The organism is Bacillus sp. FSL K6-6038 (assembly GCF_038050455.1).
GTDB classification, from domain to species: domain Bacteria; phylum Bacillota; class Bacilli; order Bacillales; family Bacillaceae_G; genus Bacillus_A; species Bacillus_A pseudomycoides.
In genome coordinates, this window is sequence record NZ_JBBOUH010000001.1 from 2835936 (window position 1) to 2853496 (window position 17561).

At 34.8% G+C, this 17561-nt stretch carries 15 protein-coding genes and 2 pseudogenes; 6 read left to right on the forward strand and 11 right to left on the reverse strand.

What is annotated here, in order from left to right:
• Position 1: 1 nt before the first annotated feature.
• The 5 genes and pseudogenes from NSQ40_RS14735 to NSQ40_RS14755 all read right to left on the reverse strand — a co-directional run bounded on the left by NSQ40_RS14735 (position 2) and on the right by NSQ40_RS14755 (position 3489).
• Positions 2-205 (reverse strand): helix-turn-helix transcriptional regulator, encoded by a 204-nt coding sequence (locus NSQ40_RS14735; protein ID WP_026008563.1) that lies wholly within the window; start codon positions 203-205, stop codon positions 2-4.
• Positions 206-373: 168 nt separating this feature from the next.
• A complete protein-coding gene (locus NSQ40_RS14740) occupies positions 374-754 on the reverse strand; it encodes a VOC family protein (protein ID WP_026008564.1) in 381 nt (126 codons plus the stop codon).
• Between the two features lie 237 nt (positions 755-991).
• Positions 992-2065 (reverse strand): annotated as a pseudogene (locus NSQ40_RS14745) (MFS transporter); the annotation flags it as partial.
• A 52-nt stretch (positions 2066-2117) separates the two neighbouring features.
• A pseudogene (locus NSQ40_RS14750) lies at positions 2118-2288 on the reverse strand (sigma-70 family RNA polymerase sigma factor); the annotation flags it as partial.
• Between the two features lie 154 nt (positions 2289-2442).
• Positions 2443-3489, reverse strand: a complete 1047-nt coding sequence (locus NSQ40_RS14755) for a DUF2332 domain-containing protein (RefSeq protein WP_018765758.1) — start codon at positions 3487-3489, stop codon at positions 2443-2445.
• A 122-nt stretch (positions 3490-3611) separates the two neighbouring features.
• On the opposite strand from NSQ40_RS14755, the gene NSQ40_RS14760 reads away from it, so the two are divergent.
• Positions 3612-3812, forward strand: a complete 201-nt coding sequence (locus NSQ40_RS14760) for a hypothetical protein (protein WP_258248334.1) — start codon at positions 3612-3614, stop codon at positions 3810-3812.
• 111 nt (positions 3813-3923) lie between these two features.
• Positions 3924-4163, forward strand: a complete 240-nt coding sequence (locus NSQ40_RS14765; RefSeq protein WP_258248333.1) for a hypothetical protein — start codon at positions 3924-3926, stop codon at positions 4161-4163.
• A gap of 27 nt (positions 4164-4190) precedes the next feature.
• Here the strand turns inward: NSQ40_RS14765 and lsrB are convergent, their stop codons facing one another.
• The 4 genes from lsrB to NSQ40_RS14785 are packed head-to-tail and all read right to left on the reverse strand — an operon-like array spanning position 4191 to position 8693.
• Complete coding sequence (gene lsrB, locus NSQ40_RS14770; RefSeq protein WP_033796221.1) at positions 4191-5234, reverse strand: autoinducer 2 ABC transporter substrate-binding protein LsrB; 1044 nt, start codon at positions 5232-5234, stop codon at positions 4191-4193.
• On the reverse strand, positions 5231-6229 hold the full coding sequence (locus NSQ40_RS14775; protein WP_018765761.1) for an ABC transporter permease: 999 nt from the start codon (positions 6227-6229) through the stop codon (positions 5231-5233). Before NSQ40_RS14775 ends, lsrB begins: the two co-directional genes overlap by 4 nt.
• Positions 6226-7203, reverse strand: a complete 978-nt coding sequence (locus tag NSQ40_RS14780; protein WP_016131531.1) for an ABC transporter permease subunit — start codon at positions 7201-7203, stop codon at positions 6226-6228. Before NSQ40_RS14780 ends, NSQ40_RS14775 begins: the two co-directional genes overlap by 4 nt.
• Positions 7200-8693, reverse strand: coding sequence for a sugar ABC transporter ATP-binding protein (locus NSQ40_RS14785; protein WP_003207453.1), 1494 nt, complete (start codon positions 8691-8693; stop codon positions 7200-7202). The genes NSQ40_RS14780 and NSQ40_RS14785 overlap by 4 nt, the downstream gene beginning before the upstream one ends.
• 179 nt (positions 8694-8872) lie before the next feature.
• Between NSQ40_RS14785 and NSQ40_RS14790 the strand changes: the two genes are divergently transcribed.
• From NSQ40_RS14790 to lsrF, 4 genes are read left to right on the forward strand one after another with little or no spacing between them, the layout of a single operon-like run.
• A complete protein-coding gene (locus NSQ40_RS14790) occupies positions 8873-9823 on the forward strand; it encodes a sugar-binding transcriptional regulator (protein WP_003207451.1) in 951 nt (316 codons plus the stop codon).
• Positions 9823-11385 (forward strand): autoinducer-2 kinase, encoded by a 1563-nt coding sequence (lsrK, locus tag NSQ40_RS14795; RefSeq protein WP_018765765.1) that lies wholly within the window; start codon positions 9823-9825, stop codon positions 11383-11385. The genes NSQ40_RS14790 and lsrK overlap by 1 nt, the downstream gene beginning before the upstream one ends.
• 25 nt (positions 11386-11410) lie before the next feature.
• Positions 11411-11773, forward strand: coding sequence for a cupin domain-containing protein (locus tag NSQ40_RS14800; protein ID WP_018765766.1), 363 nt, complete (start codon positions 11411-11413; stop codon positions 11771-11773).
• Positions 11774-11779: 6 nt separating this feature from the next.
• Complete coding sequence (gene lsrF / locus NSQ40_RS14805; RefSeq protein ID WP_003198352.1) at positions 11780-12562, forward strand: 3-hydroxy-5-phosphonooxypentane-2,4-dione thiolase; 783 nt, start codon at positions 11780-11782, stop codon at positions 12560-12562.
• A gap of 84 nt (positions 12563-12646) precedes the next feature.
• On the opposite strand, the gene NSQ40_RS14810 is transcribed toward lsrF, so the two are convergent.
• A complete protein-coding gene (locus tag NSQ40_RS14810; RefSeq protein WP_098715858.1) occupies positions 12647-14626 on the reverse strand; it encodes a penicillin-binding transpeptidase domain-containing protein in 1980 nt (659 codons plus the stop codon).
• A 427-nt stretch (positions 14627-15053) separates the two neighbouring features.
• On the reverse strand, positions 15054-17186 hold the full coding sequence (locus NSQ40_RS14815; RefSeq protein ID WP_003207445.1) for a peptidoglycan D,D-transpeptidase FtsI family protein: 2133 nt from the start codon (positions 17184-17186) through the stop codon (positions 15054-15056).
• Positions 17187-17561 lie beyond the last annotated feature (375 nt).

Here is a 17561-nt window from a genome sequence, read left to right on the forward strand (position 1 = left end):
ATCATTCCTTTCCCTTTAAATAAAAAACATCTTCTACTGTAAGTTGAAACGCGGCAGCTATTTTTAACGCCATGGTGACAGAGGGAGAATAATCACCTTTTTCAATTAACCCAATTGTCTGCCTCGTCACTCCAATTGCATCAGCCAAGTCTTGCTGAGTCCACCTAAATCTTGCCCGTAATTCTCTAACTCTGTTTTCAAGCATCCTAACTTCACTTCCCTCCTTTTCAAACACTCTCATTGTAAATGATTACCAATAAAATGTAAATAATCATTTGCATTTTGTAATAAATAATTGCTCAAAAACTATAAAACAACACCATCTATAAAATGGTGTTGTTTCGTTTAAAGATCAAGTTAGTCAATTTTATACTTACTTCTTTTCCATAATTGCAAAGTAATTTTTCTCATGATCAGCAAAATTAAACGCTCTACCAGACGGCATATTTACAAGTTCTCCAACTGTAATTTCTTTCTCTACAAACTCTTTATATAATTTATCGATATCTTCAGTGAAAAACAACATGGATGGTGTACTAAGATTTAATTCTGGCTGCATCTTCGCAATTAATTCTTTATTATGTAGAACCATACTCGTTTCTGCTTTCTCTGTTGGCGCGATTTCAATCCATCTAAATCCTTGACCGTTATCTTCATCAGCAACTAAGTGGAAACCTACTTTTTCTGTCCAAAATTGCACAGCCTCATCTTGATTATTTACATATAGCATAATTTGACCAACTTTATGAATCATCATCTTCTCTTCCCTTCTTCTACTTCAACTTCAACTTCAAATGTATTAAGTATATACGAACTAGCGTTCTTTTTAAAGTTTTTTTATGGTAAACTTTCACTTCAAACATTTTCACACACTGTTTTTATCTCTTTCTTACTATCTTGAGATGAGGGTTATCAATTAAATAATAGCATCCTTAAACGTCTTAACCATAATTATATTATGTAAATAGTGTTATTGTATTATATCTTCCTTTTAACATGTGGCTCTTAATTTATTCCCCCTCTTTCTCTTCATATATATTTCTAGCACACTACAAATAAGTGCCAAAAAGAAAATAAATGCTCCTATTAAAAAAGTTTTATTAAAACTACGAATAACCCCGTATTTATATTTCCATTTAATTTGTTCGTAGAGTTTATTTCCTTCCTCTGATTCCATGCTTACATATTTCTTCTCATCAATTGCTTTTATTACGTGTAGTATTTTTTGTTTTTCAAAGTCTGTTTGATCGTCTTTTTGAATCATCGCTTTCACTTGTTGCTTTATTTCTTCTTTTTCGATAGATAATTGATGATTTAAAATCACAACTAATATCGCTACACCTACTATACTTCCTACTGTTCTAGAAATATTAGATATACTTGACGCAATACCTGATTTTTCGATTGGAACACTTAAAACGGCAGTTGTTGTAAATGGAGCAAGCGTACACCCTGCACCAAAACCTACAACCACGAGTCGCCAAATATAATCCCAATTTGAAAAGCCTGATTCCATATGACCAAATAAATACGAAGCGATTATAAATGCGATAATTCCTATAATACCGATAACACTACTTCCATGTTTTGCAGCAATGGGTGTCATAATCGCGGTAACTACCATTGATACTATCGCAAGTGTACTAATAATCATCCCTGATTGAAGCTCGCTCATTCCATCTACTTGAACTAAGTAAAATGCAAAAACAAATAAAAAGTTCATTAAACCCATGCCTACAAAAAATAATGAAAGATTTGAAAACGAAAACTCCTTATATGAGAATAAATATAGGGGTAACATCGGATTTTTACTTTTCTTTTCAATAAAGATAAACAATATAAAGCTTATAAAAGAAATAACAAAGAGAAGACTTATACTTAGCGGACTTAAACTCGATTTATTTACTTGTATCAGAGCGTATACAAGTAAAAACAATGCACATGATGAAGTAACCATACCTGCCCAATCTATTTTAGAACTAGCTGTATAATCATATGATTCTTTAATAAAAAGAAAGGCGAAGAGTAAGGATAGAATACCGACTGGAACATTAATAAAAACTACCACTTCTTGAACTTAATTCACCTTTCACATCATAGTTAACTACAGATTTCTACATTTGAATATACACTTCATTCACAATATCCTCTACATCCTGCTTATCTACTACTAAAAAAGCTACTGTTCTATAAATATCTTTACATGTAAATTTATAAATAACCTGAAAGGCTTGTTGATCTCCAGAGGCCCTTCTCTGTAGCCATTCCTTTAGTTCAATTTCATCCAATTCTCGTTCCCCTCTCATGTTTTAAACAATCTTTCACACTATATTCGCTCGTTTCTCACAAAAGGTTCATTTTACATGAAAATTTATGTATTACAATAAAGAAGGGACAACTCATGTAAGTTGTCCCTTCTTTATACACCGTTAAAATATCAATCTAACAAAGCGATTTATCGCCCAACCTCCAACTAAACCAACGCGCATGGCCATCCGTTTCTCCAACAGTTTCATTGCATTCTTTCCCATTCATAAAATAATCAAGATGAAGATCTCTATCCCACATATTGTTATAAAGATGGAAAACATCCCGTTTCGCACCAATTTCTTTAACTTTTTCTACTAATTTATGTTTTACACTCTCTGGTATTTGATTCGCTACATGTGTATGGAAAACACAAATCACCGAATCCTCTGGAATTTGTTCTGCAATGTCTGAAAGAAGAGCTACTCCATCCCCTTCTATTAATTTCACAGATTGTTCTTTTAAACAAGCTGCTGCGTGATCAAACATTTCAAGTCGTTCTTTATGCTCAGGCCAAATAAGTGAGCGTAACCATAAATAATCTTCCTCATTATTTAAATCATTTATATGTAAATCAAGTCCGATTCTTTCTACGACAGGTGGACTTTGTTGTAAGAAAAATGGCTGATTCTCCCCTTTTATTTCTGATTTCAAATGAACTTTAGAGTCTTTATTTCCAAACACCTCTCCTGTTCCATAAGAATATCTATATTGATCCCAGAACAGCTGCAGGCCCGCACTTGTCCCAATTTCAATTAGCGCTAAAGGCTTATTCACTTTATTAAACATATAACAAAAACTCGGATATAAATATGTACATCGTCTTACTTCGTTCGTCTGCACTAGCTTTGTTTTTAAAATATTGATTATCTCTTCCCTATGAATCTGACAAAAATCTTTAAAATGTTGAAAAGAATGTTCTAGATTTTTTTCTGGAGCCGAAACAAGGCTACCATAGTATTGTTTTAATACATGATTATTCCCTTTCAGTAATAAATAGTGAACGGCACCAAGTAATAAGTTAGGAGTTGGCTGACCAAGTTGTGCGTGTGACGCTAATGCAAGGATTTCCTCATCTTCTGAAATTTCCAATGATAAATGTTCGTATAAATCGCTCGATCCTTTACATTCTTTTATAGAAAAATTTCTAAATAAGTTGAAGATCTGTCCTTGTGTAAGCAAATCGATTCCTCCAATCACATAATTTAATATTCAGAATAATTTTAACATAAATACAATTATTAGGACATTTGTACTTATTTTGCTAAAAAGATTTATCCTTCAAGGTAAAAGGAGGTAGCAAGTTGAATAGAAATATAACCTATACTTTCCTCATATTAATCACATTTCTTATTAGCTGTTCAAAAGAGCAATCTTTTTATATGTACTTCCATGAAAAGATGCAAAAAATGCATTTTGGACAAAAGAACAATTCCTACACTCTCATTCATACAGAAATGAATGTTTCACAAGAAAATGATGCCGTAGCAATATTTACAGAATAAAATCAGCAAGGAGAACAAATATTCATTGCTTATTTTGAAAAGGAAAGTGACAAGTGGAATTGGATAAGAACTACAGGAACTGAATGGAATAGCCCTGTAAGATGGACTTCCATGCATCAAATCCCTTACATTTATGCTGGAACAATTCGTGATAACGCTATTACTAAAGTTTATGTCGGGAACAAAAATGCAAAAATCATTACTGTTGAAGGAACAAAAAGGTTTTGGTATGTCGTTAGTAATACAGAATGGGCTGAGGTTAAAATTGAAAAAGGTGATGGTACACAAGAAGTAGTTGGACAAATTGATGAAGAGATTCTAAAAGATTGGCATAATAAAAACGTCCGATAAAAATACCGGACGTTTTTCATTTCAACATTAAAAATTATACTTATCAATATTATCCTTCGTAAATACAACTCTTTCTGGTAATACAATGATTCCATTTCCATCTGCTTCGTAGTCATAACCTTGAATAGAATTCGGTTCCACCTTTACTTTACCTATATTCGGAACTTCAAAGCTATCGCCAACTTTTAATTTCTTTCCTTTTACCACAATTTCATTTGCAACATAAGTTGCAAGTGCGCCTTGTTGTTTTACATCCCATAGCCCAAATTGCTGAACAGTTCCACGTTTTACATAATCACGCATTACGTTTGGAGTTGAAAATCCCGTCACAACTACCTTTTTATCCATTTTTAAGTTTTCAGCAGCTTGTGCCATTGCTGGAAGTGCTGTTGCATCAGGACAAATGACCGCATTAATATCTGGATACGTTTTTAAAATGCTTTCTCCAACCGATAATGATTTTTGTGCGTTATTTTCTCCGTACTGCGTCGTTACAATTTCCCAATTCGGGTACTTTTCTTTTATTATCTCTTTTGCTTTTGTTACCCATTGATTTTGATCTGTTACAGTTGGACTTGAATAAAAGAAAGCTATTTTTCCTTTATCTCCAATTTGTGATGAAGTCATTTGAATTAATAGATTTGCCAATTGCTCCGGCGTTCCTTGGCTTATATAAAATGAACGATCTTTCGGATTCACATCAGAATCCCATGTTAAAACTGTCATTCCCTTTTTCTTTGCTCTCTGTAATGATTGCGACAGACCATCAACCGATGTAGATGAAACCATTAACGCATCATAGTTTTGATTAATAAAATTATTTATATATTTCACTTGCCCTGATACACTAGCCTCTGACGGCCCATCATATTTCACTTGTACCCCTAATTTATCTCCCATTTCTTTTGCCCCTTCACCACCTGATGTAAAGAAGCCAACCCCTGTCAATTTCGGAATGAATGCAAATTTCACATCATCTACTTTTTTCTTGTCTGCTGTTTTGCTAGAACATGCGATTAAACCGATGATACAAACACATGTAATGATAAAAATCCCCAGTTTTCTTTTCATGACATTTCCCCCTTATGCAATTTCCTTCTTTTCCACATAGTAAGTTGCTGTAATTTGAAATGCCTAATAATAACAGAGAGGATAAGTATAATACCAATAACTACATTTGACTGTTCGTTCGTTAAACCTGTCATTTGTAAACCGTACTGCATCATTCCAATAAATATACTTGCTAGTACTGTTCCAAGAATACTTCCTTTTCCCCCAGTGATGAGTGTCCCACCTAATACAACTGCCGTAATAACCGGCAGAATTGTCTCGCTTCCAATATCAGCTCGAGCTGAGCCAAAATATGCTGTTAAAAAAGCTCCTCCTAATCCACCTCCTAACCCAGAAAGAATATAGGCAAGAATAACTACTTTTTTTGTTTTGATACCAGAATATTGTGCTGCCTTTTCATTCGCACCTGTCAACAAGACATAACGTCCGTACCTTGTTCGATGAAGTAAGAGTGTAAACAAAACAGTCAAAACGAAAAGTAACCATACTAAATTAGGAATTCCTATAAAACTTCCATTTGCAAGTTGCACGTAAGAATCCGATAAACCACTTATCCCTTCATATCCACTGGCATTTGAGCCACCCGAGATAACAAGTGCAATTCCTGAATATAAAAACATCGTTCCAAGTGTAACAACAAGAGGTTCTACCTCTGTCGTTTTAATAATCACCCCGTTGATACAACCCGCTAGACAACTGATAAGCAAGGCAATAATTACAGCTAAAATAACCGGAATTCCATTCATCCAGAGTACACCAATAAGAATTGAAGTAAGCCCCATAATCGATCCTACAGATACATCGATTCCACCTGTTATAATTACAAAAGTCATTGGAATTGCGGCAATCGTAATAAAAACGAAGTCATTCATACTGAAAAGTAAATTACTAATATTTAAAAAATCACTGTTTAACAAACCAAAGAGAATGAACTCTATAATAAGTAATACAATAAGAACTCCTTCCCATCTTAAAAATCCATGTGCATACTTCATAGATTCATCCTTCTTTCTTCCAACTGTCTTATTCCCTTCCATTTTTTTAAGATGCTGTCTAATATAATAATAAGTAACAGTAAGAATCCTGATATAGCACTATTCCAAAAAGCAGGTATTTTTAAAAAGACTAGTGAACTACTTATAACTTCTAAAAAAATCGCTCCCAGTGCTGCTCCAAATATAGAACCTGTTCCACCTTTTAGATGAATTCCGCCGAGAACAGCGGCAGCAATTACTTGTAACTCAATTCCTGTACCAGTTTGATTTGGCACAAAGCCGATATTCATAACAAATATGCATCCTGCAACCCCTGCGCTCATCCCAGAAATAATAAATGCATATATTTTCACCTTGTCTACCGGTATTCCAATGAGGCGTGCTCCGTCTTCGTTATCTCCGGCAGCATAAAAATATCTTCCAAAAGGTGCTTTCGTTAAAAAGATATATAATAATAGTAAAATAGCCAAAATAATCCATACTGTAACTGGAAGCCCTAGTATCATGACAGAAGACATCTGTTTATAAGACTTAGGAATATCTTCAATCCATTTGCCACCTGTATAGATCAACATCGCTCCTCTAATAATCCCTAACATTCCTAATGTCATAATAATTGCCGGTACACGAAACTTCGTAACCCCAACGCCATTTATCATTCCAATCACAGCTCCAAGCAAGATTGCAACAATGATTGAAATTAAGATGCTATTACCATTTGTCAAAAACATCCCACAAATTGCTGCGCTTAATCCCATAATAGAACCGACTGAAACATCAATATTTTTAGTAAATAATACGAATGATTGACCAATAGCTAGTATGACTAAAATAAGACTTGATTTCATAATTAAAGAAAGCGAACTAAACTGAACAAAACTAGGATTAATAATTCCTACGAGGGCTATGTAAATAAGTAATAAAATAATAATGGATGTTTCATGCATTTTAACTATATTTGAAAAACGTTTCATTCCGTTACACCTTCCCTTCCCACATATGCAAGGCGTGTAACTTCATCTATACAAACTTCTCCTTTCTCTAAATGAGAAACAAGTTTTCCATTCCTCATCACATATACCCGGTTTGCTAATTGAACAATTTCTTCTACATCTGAGGAGATTAATAAAATCGCAAGCCCTGATTGTTTTAAACTTTGAATTGCCTCATATACTTCTAATCTTGCTTTTGCATCAATCCCGCGCGTTGGTTCATCAAGAATAATTACTTTAGGTTCACAAGCAAGATATTTTGCTAATACAACTTTTTGTTGGTTTCCACCTGATAAAGATGTCATTTTTTCATCTACATTGGAAACAACTATCCGAAACTTATTCATATACAACTCTGCTAAAGCGCTTTCTTTTTTACACTTTAAAAAGAATGGGCTCATTCGGTGTAAAGAAGCTGCTGTTATATTTTCTTTAACAGACCGAATTGAAAAAATACCATTCCCTGCCCTATCCTCTGGAACATATACCATCCCTTTATCTAATCGTTTGCTCGTAGAACACTTTGCAATTGACTCCCCTTCTAATAAAATATCCCCTGACCGTATGGGCCTTATCCCATATAACACTTCTGCTAATTCCGTTCTACCCGATCCAACAACACCAGCAATCCCTACAATCTCTCCAGCATGTACATTTAGTGATATATTCTGAAATACATAACTCGACAGATTTGTTACCTCTAATACTTGTTGAGAAAGTTTCATCGTTTCTTGAGGCGCCACTTTTTTCTCCTCTTGTTTATAATCTTTTGGCAATAATCCCTCCATTAGCATGTCATATGTATAATCTGATACATCCCCTTGACTCACTATCATTCCATCACGCAAAATAGCTACTTTATTCGCAATCTCAAAGATTTCCGGAAAACGATGCGTAATATAAATCATTCCGATTCCCTTTTCTTTTAAGTCTTTTATCAGCACAAAAAGACTCTTTATTTCATGAGTTGTTAATGTCGATGTTGGCTCATCTAAAATAAGAATCTCTGCTTCTCTTATTAATCCTCTTAATATTTCTACTAATTGTTGCTGTGCAATTGATAATGAACTTCCAATTGCACTCAGTTCTATGTTCCACCCTAAACTTTTTATCAAATCTTTTATCTTTGTACGAAGTTCCTTCTTCTTTGCTTTTATTCCGATACATATATTTTCTTCAATTGTCATATGAGAAAAAATTAACGGTTCTTGTGGAATTAAATAAATACCATTTAAATGTGCTTCCGCTGGATTAGAAAAACTTTGCACTACTCCCTTTACATACATCTCCCCAGCATCATAAGAGTATAAACCTGTTAATATTTTCATCAATGTTGATTTCCCAGCACCGTTTCCGCCAACTAAAGCATATACATCGCCATAGTCTAATTCTAAATTCACTTCTTTTAGTACCCTTTGTTCTGAGAATGATTTACTCATTTGCCTCACTTTTAATAAGGGGGGATTCTCCACATCTTGTCACCTGCCTTTATACAGAACAATTTTTGAGAAAATGATTTTTTGTTCTACTTGTTTTGTAGCATTGTATATCCCTTTTTTCATATCTAGAACAAATTTTTCTTGAACACAATTACTACTTCTATTGGTATAAACAAAAAAATAAGCACATATGTTTAAGCATCGGTCAATTGTTGAAAGGGATGAAGAGGATGTCACAGTTGAACTTTGAAGAAAATTTGTTAACAAAAGTAGCCTGGTATTACTATAAAGATCATTTAACGCAGCAGGAAATCGCTTCTTTGCTTCACATTTCACGAAATAAGGTCGTTCGGTTATTAGATAAAGCTCGAGCTGAAGGTGTCGTTACATTTCATGTAAAAGGTACGGGTTTACATTGCTTAAGCATTGAACGTGAACTAATTAAAAGATTTCATTTAAAAGACTCTTTTATTATCCCTACGCTAATGGAAAATTCCCCTTCTTCTTTAGGGAAAGCTGCAGCGCAATATGTAGAAACACATTTACAACAAGGAGATTTACTCGGCATTGGTTGGGGGGAAACGATATCAAAAATGTTAGAAAACATCCATTTTGAAGCATCTATACAACTTTCAATCGTTACTCTTACAGGTGGTGTAAATCATTACCTTCCTAGAAAACAAAACTATCTCAATCACATGCAAGGCGAACTTCATATCATTCCTACGCCATTTTTAGCATCCACAACCGAAACGGCACAAAGTATCCTTTCCGAACCAGCTGTTAAAGATATGCTACATGTCGCTTCACTTGCTAATACAGCAATAGTTGGTATTGGTGGTTTATCTCATGATGCAACCATTGTAAAAGAAGAAAAATTAACGCTTCGTGAAATGACCTATATACGAAGTCAAAATGGTGCCGGAGATATTCTAGGACAATTTTATAATACGCATGGAGAATTACTAGAACTTCCCCATCACGACCGCCTAATTGGTACACCTCTTTCAGCTCTTCAAAAGATGAAACACGTAGTCGGTGTAGCTGGCGGTGAAGAAAAAATAGATGCAATTTATGGAGCCTTAAAAGGTAGATTCATTCATACATTAATTACCGATGAGGACACAGCACTCTCCCTATTAAGAAAGGAAGGTGAATCATAATGTCTTCTCTATTAGCTTATGACGCGGGTACTGGTAGTATCAGGGCCGTCCTTTTCGATTTACAAGGAAATCAGCTTGCTGTGAGTCAAAAAGAGTGGGTTCATAAACCCGACTCTCGTTATCCTGGTTCTATGAATTTTGATGTGATAGAGAATTGGAAACTCGTTCAAGAATGCACAAAAGATGTACTTCAAAAAAGCAACATATCCCCTTCTTCTATTAAAGGGATTAGTGCAACAAGTATGCGCGAAGGATTTGTTTTATATGATAAAAGTGGGCAAGAAATATGGGCATGTGCGAACGTTGATGGCCGTGCTTCTTCTGAAGTAAGTCAATTAAAACAGATCCGCTCCCATCTTGAAGAAGATTTATATATGAAATCAGGGCAAACTTTTGCACTTGGCGCTCTGCCTAGGCTACTTTGGATTCAAAAACATCAACCTGATATATATGATAAAATCCATTCCTTTACAATGTTAAACGATTGGATTTTATATAAATTGTGCGGGGTATTACAAATAGACCCTTCCAATGGATGTACATCTGGTATTTTTGATTTAGAAAATAGAACTTGGGATAATTCAATCGCTGAGCAATGTCGTCTAAACTTATCATTTTCTCCAAATGTAAATGAAGCGGGGACAGTTATTGGTAATGTCACAAAACAAAGTGCAGAACTGACAGGTTTACATGTAGGAACACCGATAGTTGCTGGGGGCGGAGATGCCCAGATGGCTTCACTCGGTTCGGGAGTCGTACATCCTGAACAAACATTTATTTGCGGAGGGAGCTTTTGGCAACAAGAAGTAAATATAACAAGTCCAAAAACAGATTCAAATGCTCGTATTCGCGTCAATTGCCACGCTATCCCTACACTTTGGCAATATGAAACAATCGCTTTTTTCCCGGGGCTTGTGATGAGATGGTTTCGAGATGTTTTTTGCCAAGAAGAACAAGAACTTGCTACTGAACTAGGTGTAGATGCTTATGAATTATTAGAGGAACAAGCAAAACATGTGCCAGTCGGATCATATGGCATTATTCCTATATTCTCAAATGTAATGAACTACATTTCATGGCGCCATGCCGCACCTTCTTTCATTAATTTAAGCTTAGATGCTAATAAATGCGGAAAGAAAGAACTGTTCCGTGCACTCGAAGAAAATGCTGCATTTATAACACTTGGAAATTTAAAATTAATAGAATCATTAACAGGAAAGTTCCCTTCTGAAGTGATATTTGCTGGGGGTGCTGCCAAAGGCAAGCTCTGGCCCCAAATTGTTGCGGATGTTCTCGGAGTTCCTGTCAAGGTACCAGTTGTGAAAGAAGCTGCTGCTTTAGGAACAGCAATCGCAGCTGGAGTTGGTGCAGGAATATATGACTCTATGGAAACAACTTCTCGGGAGTTTGTAAAGTGGGAAAGCACATATGAACCGAATACTGAACATCACAAACTCTATCAACAATTCTATCAAACATGGAAATCAGTTTATGAAAAACAACTCACGCTAGCAGATGAAGGATTTACATCACATATGTGGATTGCACCAGGTGCACTGTAACACATTACATAAAGGAGTGAACAATATGCTCAAAGTAAATGAAGAGGATTTCTCCTATCGCTTTGGTAACAACGGCCCAAAATATTTAATAAAGGGTCCTAACATTGACCTTGGGGTTGTAGTGATTCAACCTGGGCAGGAATTTCAAAATCATTATCACACCATATGTGAAGAAATTTTTTATGCCTTAGAAGGCGAAATTGATTTCTATATTGATAATGAAAGAGTTCCTGTAAAACAAGGTGACGTCTTGCAAGTTCGCCCTCATGAATCTCACTATCTTATTAACCACTCAGATCAAATCTTTAAGGCTGTTTTTATTAAGTCACCACATTTACAAGAAAAAGATACTGTGCAAACAGAAAATCCAAAATTAACGAAGGAGTGATTCACAATGACTTGGGGATTTCAAAATCGATTAAATACGATTCTGCCTGATGGAAAAGCAGTTATGTTAGCAATTGATCACGGTTACTTTTTAGGTCCAATTCATGGATTAGAACAACCATTAGAAACAGTAAAAAACTTACTTCCCTATACAGATTCTCTCTTTTTAACAAGGGGTGTACTCAATTCCTGCATTCCTAAAGACTGCAAAACACCAATGGTTTTACGTGTTTCAGGCGGTCCAACTGTCGTTGGTAAAGATTTAGCAAACGAGACCATTGTGACACCAATTAAAGAAGCACTGCGGCAAAATGTAGTCGGAGTTGGTGTATCTGTTTTTGTCGGTTCAGAATATGAAACACAAACTGTTTCAAATCTAGCAAACGTAGTTTCCGAGGCTCATGATTACGGTTTACCTGTTCTCGGTATTACGGCCGTTGCAAAAGAACTACAAAAACGAGAAGCACGCTTTTTAGCACTTGCATCGCGTGTATGTGTGGAGATGGGTGCTGATATTATTAAAACGTATTACTGCGAAGGATTTGAAAAAATTACGAGCACATGCCCTGCCCCAGTCGTCATTGCAGGTGGCCCAAAATTAGATTCGATCGAAGACGCTTTAACAATTACATACCAAGCATTGCAAGAGGGTGCGATTGGAGTTGATATGGGACGAAATATTTGGCAGTCAGAACATCCAGCTGCAATGATTCAAGCGATTCATGGCATCGTCAAAAATGGCTTGAATGTGAAAGAAGGGCTAGAGTTGTATGATGAAGTAAAAAATTAAATTAGTTGATTAAATAATGTATTTTTACTAAAAAAAGAACCCTCTTTATTAAAAGGGTTCTTTTTTAATGATAAAATCTAAGTATCACTTCTGAAAAATATGTTTTATTTTTTCACCTGGAACATTACTACCCCCTCTTCCTTTCACATCTTCAATCATCATTGTAACAATCATATCCGGCGCATTTGCATCGAAAGCTGCAAACCATCCGAGTTCTTTTCCATCTGCTTCTTTTGATTCTTTTAGTTCTGCCGTACCTGTTTTACCAGCAAGAGTCATATCATCAATCCTAGCAATTTTTCCGGCACCATCGGAATCATTAATTACTTTTATTAACGCACTTTTTAATATTCTTTGACTTTCTTTAGAAATCACATTCTCTTTCCAATTCTTCACTTTTTTTTGTATCAGATGTGGAGATGGAATATTCCCTTCATTTACAATCGGTGCATATGTTAAAGCTAAATGAAGAGGTGTCATTAATACTTGTCCTTGACCGTATCCTGTATCTGCCAGTTGAATATCGTTTTTCATCCCATCTTTTGCAATGATTGACATAGGAAATTCGTATTCAATCGGCAATTTTTCATGAAATCCGAACTTCTTAAGCATGCTTTCATACTGATCTTTTCCTATTTTTAAAGCTTGTTGTGCAAAATAAATATTGTCAGAGTACTTCATTGCCTTATCGAAATCAATCGGACTAGCATCTTTCACACGTGTTACATAATAATTTCCCCATGATGAATCTTTTGTCCACTTTAATCCTTCAATTTTAAACTCTTCCGTTGGATTTATAACGTTTGCTTCCAAACCAATTGCCCCTGTAATTGTTTTAAATACAGATCCTGGTACAACTGCCTGTGTGAAACGGTTTATCATTGGATTTTTCAAATCATTATTCCATACTTCACGTTGCGCTTTTGATGCCCCTCTAACTATTATATTTGGATTATAAGCTGGACTACTTACAAGGGCAATTGTTTCACCCGTTTTTGGATTAATCGCTGCACTAGATCCTGCTTCATTTTTCATTTCATTATAGATTTTTTCTTGAATTGAGGCATCGATTGTTAATGTAACATTCTCTCCATCTCTTGCTTCTGTTTTTGCTAAGTTTTTAATCTCTTTTCCGTTCTCATCTTCCATAAATACGCGTCCACCCTTTTCACCGCGCAATTTATTTTCTAAGACTTTTTCTAATCCTGTCTTACCTACTAAATCATCCGTTTGATATCCTTTTTTCTGAAGCAATTTTAACTCTTCTGCATTTACTTCTCCTATATATCCCGTTAAGTGTGCTGCCGCTTCTCCTAATGGATATGTACGGACTTTTACTGGACGAGACGAAACACCTTCCAACGAAATATAATCACTTTGTGTTCGTCCTTCTGGTAAAATACCAATTGGTACATAGGAATCTGGTTTAATCCATTTCGCTGTAAGCTTCTGATCGACTTCTTCGATAGACATATTAAGTAATTGCGCTATTATTTCTTTCGTTTGTGTTGCAGTATCTCCTAATTTTTCTGGAATAATTCCAACCTCAGTTGCCTTTCCATTCACTACAAGCCCTTTTCCATTTCGATCATATATTTCACCGCGTTTTCCTTGCTCTGTCTGCAGACGGACTTTATAATTTTTTTTCATCCCTGGAAAGATAAAGTCTGGGGTCCAATTTATTTTCCAAGACTTCTTATCTCCATCTTTTTCTTTCACAAGTGTTGCTTCATGTGAAAAAGAAATTTCTCCTCCTGCTGTATCCATACTTACGGTAAAAAGAATGACCTTACTTTCCTTTTTATCTTTACTTACTTTCTCTCTTTTAATTTTTAAATTCTCAACTCCAATACCTTCGTAAATTTTTTCATTTTTCTCTGTAAATTCTTTTTTTGAAATGGATTCTTTTGCGTATTTTGACAGTTGATCATACATATCTGCAAATTTTTTGTCATTCCATAATTTTACATATGCTTCAAATGCTTGTTCTGAAGTTTCGCCTTTATTGCATCCTACCAATATAAATGTGAAACAAAAGAAAAGTAGTATCCATATTTTTTTCAATTCAAACTTCTCCTTTAAATAAATCAAAATAGCTTAAATAATTCTTATAATCCTTTTTACATGAGTAACTTGCTATAAATAGTGTACATCCGCTCGTTTTCTACTGATTAATATGAACCTGAGATTTAATAATGTTCTATATCTTGGTAACAAAGTTATTATTAAAAACCTGTGGAATAGCAACTATACTAGCTGCTATTCCACAAATTCACCTTAATTGTTTTATTCAAAAAGCTTCTTAATATAAAGTACAACCTTAATAAGCCCGCTCTAACCAGGCTTTTACGGACAATTGAGTCCCACCTAAACTTGTTTGCTTTCGCCGAAATTTGAGGTGAGAGTCTTACTGCCCGCGAATAACTGGATAAACAATATAACTTGGATCCTAGTAATCATTACCTTCCCTACAGAGAACGAAATTTCACTATTACTGATTAGGATTCACTATATTAGTAGCTTCACCATTCATACGTTGCTTTTTCAAGTCAAAGTATATATCTAATATATCCTTTCCAATTAATGAATTAATACCGCCTTTATCATTGTGAACCCAAGGGACTACTATAGAAAATGCTATTTCTGGATTATCATATGGAGCATATCCAACTAATGTTAAATTGTAACACTCAATACGTTCTCCCTTCTCATTCCTTCCAATTTTACTATCTCCTCCATATACTGTTTGAGCTGTTCCTGTTTTCCCAGCTGGTTTATATGGAGCCTTTTGGAAATATTTCACACCAGTTCCATCGCCTTCTTGAAATACCCATCTAAACCCTTCTTTTACTCGATCAATATATTCCGATTTCACATCCACTCGATTTAACACAACAGGTTCTATAGATTGTACAACTTTTCCAATTTCTTCTTTTTTTGTTGTTTGTTCTCGAATCTCTTGGACAATTTGAGGTTGCATTCGGTATCCATCATTTGCAATAGTTGAAATATATTGTGCCAATTGTAGTGGTGTATACGTATCATACTGTCCAATAGAAAAATCTAATAAAAATCCAGGTTGGCTATCTTTTTGTCTTGTTTGTCCAGTTATTTCATTCGGTAAATTAATTCCTGTTGGAACCCCTAAACCAAATTGTTTAAAATAATAACGCATTGTATCAAATGCTGCTTGTTTAATATCCAATGAACTATTTGGTACATAATTCACTCCAGCTATTTGTAACGCTGTATGAAACATGTATACATTAGATGATACTTGTAAAGCTCTTAAATCATTAATATTCCCAAATCCAGATACATTCCATGATTTTTTAACTCTCGTACCTTTAAACTTCATAGGTGCATCATAAAATTGAGTCCCTGGTTGTATAGCTCCTGTTTGGTATCCAGTTAATAAAGTAGCACCTTTTACAGCTGATCCTAACTCATAAGAAGTTACCATGTTACCTAATGCAAAATCTTCTACTTCTACTTTCCCATCTTTTTCTACAAATCTCTTACCAGCCATAGATAAAAGTTGTCCAGTTTTTGGATCCATCATGACAACAAAAGCACGATCCATTAATGGTTCAGAACTCTTAAAAGCTTTTAAATTTTTTTCTATACTTTCTTCTACTTTCTTTTGTAACTCCATATCAATTGTTAAAGTTAAATTGTTACCACTTTTTCCTTTAGAGACTGTTTCCGTTTGAACAACATTTCCTGCTTTATCAATATTATTTTTAACTTCTTCTTTTGTTCCATGTAATACATCTTCATATCGCTGTTCAATATAACTTTTCCCCACGCGATCGTTCCGATTATATCCGCGGACCAAATAAGAATCTAAGTGTTCTTTTGGCAACCCTTCTTCAGCACTTGTTATATTACCTAATACCGAACGGAATAAATCACCATTTACATAGTTTCGTTCCCAATCAACTGTCGCATCTATCCCTGGAAATTTCGCTAAATTTTCACTTATCCTCGTATACTCTTGCTCTGTCACGTCTTTTTTTATAACTTGTGGTGTCATTTGATAACCAGAACTCATTTTACTTTTAATAACTAATACTTGTAAGTCTTGTGGCGTGAGCTCTCCTAATTCTTCTTCTGTAATGCGTTTTCGTCTTAACTCTTCGATTCTTTTGTCTAACTCTTTCCCTTCTATACCCTTTTCTCTAAATTTTCCCTCTTCTTGCTTCGTGATCTTTGCTTTAGCACGCTTTTTATTTAATTGCATCCAAAAATCTTTTTTATCTACTTCCGTTAATTTATTTATTTCTTCTTCTGATATTTCAAGTATATTTGCAATATCTTTTGCAGTTTTTAAAATGTCTTCAGAGCTTACACCCTTCAATCTTGTATACGTAATCGTACGAAGTGCTCTATTATCAACAACCTGTTTCCCTTCTCGATCATAAATTTTCCCACGGGGAACTGGTATACTCGTTGTTGCATTTTCATTTTTTTCTACTTGATTTTTATAGGTCTCTCCATCAACAATTTGTACTTTTCCTAGCTGAAAAATAATAGCCGAAAATAGTATAAATACGCAAAAAAATAGGATGTTTAATCGGATAGATATCGATGTCTTCTGCTTCTTTCCTGTTTGCTTTTTCATATATCCTCCATTTTTTAATGAGTTTCATTCAGATTACAGTTTCATATACAAATTCACGCATATGTGTTATTCGATCTTTATACAAAGAAAACTAAAAGGTAGCGGTTCATTCAATTAATGAATTGAATAGATGAAAATGGAATCGTTCCTCTATTTACATAAAGTGAAACTTCCATCAGTGGGCGTTTTCTTCATCCCTCACTGATGGTTAGCCCTCACTAACCGGGCTTTTACGGGCAGTTATCCCCAACCTCTCTTCCTCGTTTCTCTCTGACCCTTAAGTTGGGGACTTACTACCCGTTAATGCGGGATAAAGAATAAGAGAAACTGCATTCAATCATAAGCAGTTCCCCTTATTTTTTATTAATATATCTA

Excerpts from the sequence above, each read along its gene's own strand:
- NSQ40_RS14735 (WP_026008563.1), bottom strand. The coding sequence starts at position 205 with ATGCTTGAAAACAGAGTTAGAGAATTACGGGCAAGATTTAGGTGGACT.
- NSQ40_RS14740 (WP_026008564.1), bottom strand. The coding sequence starts at position 754 with ATGATTCATAAAGTTGGTCAAATTATGCTATATGTAAATAATCAAGAT.
- NSQ40_RS14765 (WP_258248333.1), top strand. The coding sequence starts at position 3,924 with ATGCATCAAATCCCTTACATTTATGCTGGAACAATTCGTGATAACGCT.
- lsrB (WP_033796221.1), bottom strand. The coding sequence starts at position 5,234 with ATGAAAAGAAAACTGGGGATTTTTATCATTACATGTGTTTGTATCATC.
- NSQ40_RS14775 (WP_018765761.1), bottom strand. The coding sequence starts at position 6,229 with ATGAAGTATGCACATGGATTTTTAAGATGGGAAGGAGTTCTTATTGTA.
- NSQ40_RS14780 (WP_016131531.1), bottom strand. The coding sequence starts at position 7,203 with ATGAAACGTTTTTCAAATATAGTTAAAATGCATGAAACATCCATTATT.
- lsrK (WP_018765765.1), top strand. The coding sequence starts at position 9,823 with ATGTCTTCTCTATTAGCTTATGACGCGGGTACTGGTAGTATCAGGGCC.
- NSQ40_RS14800 (WP_018765766.1), top strand. The coding sequence starts at position 11,411 with ATGCTCAAAGTAAATGAAGAGGATTTCTCCTATCGCTTTGGTAACAAC.
- lsrF (WP_003198352.1), top strand. The coding sequence starts at position 11,780 with ATGACTTGGGGATTTCAAAATCGATTAAATACGATTCTGCCTGATGGA.
- NSQ40_RS14815 (WP_003207445.1), bottom strand. The coding sequence starts at position 17,186 with ATGAAAAAGCAAACAGGAAAGAAGCAGAAGACATCGATATCTATCCGA.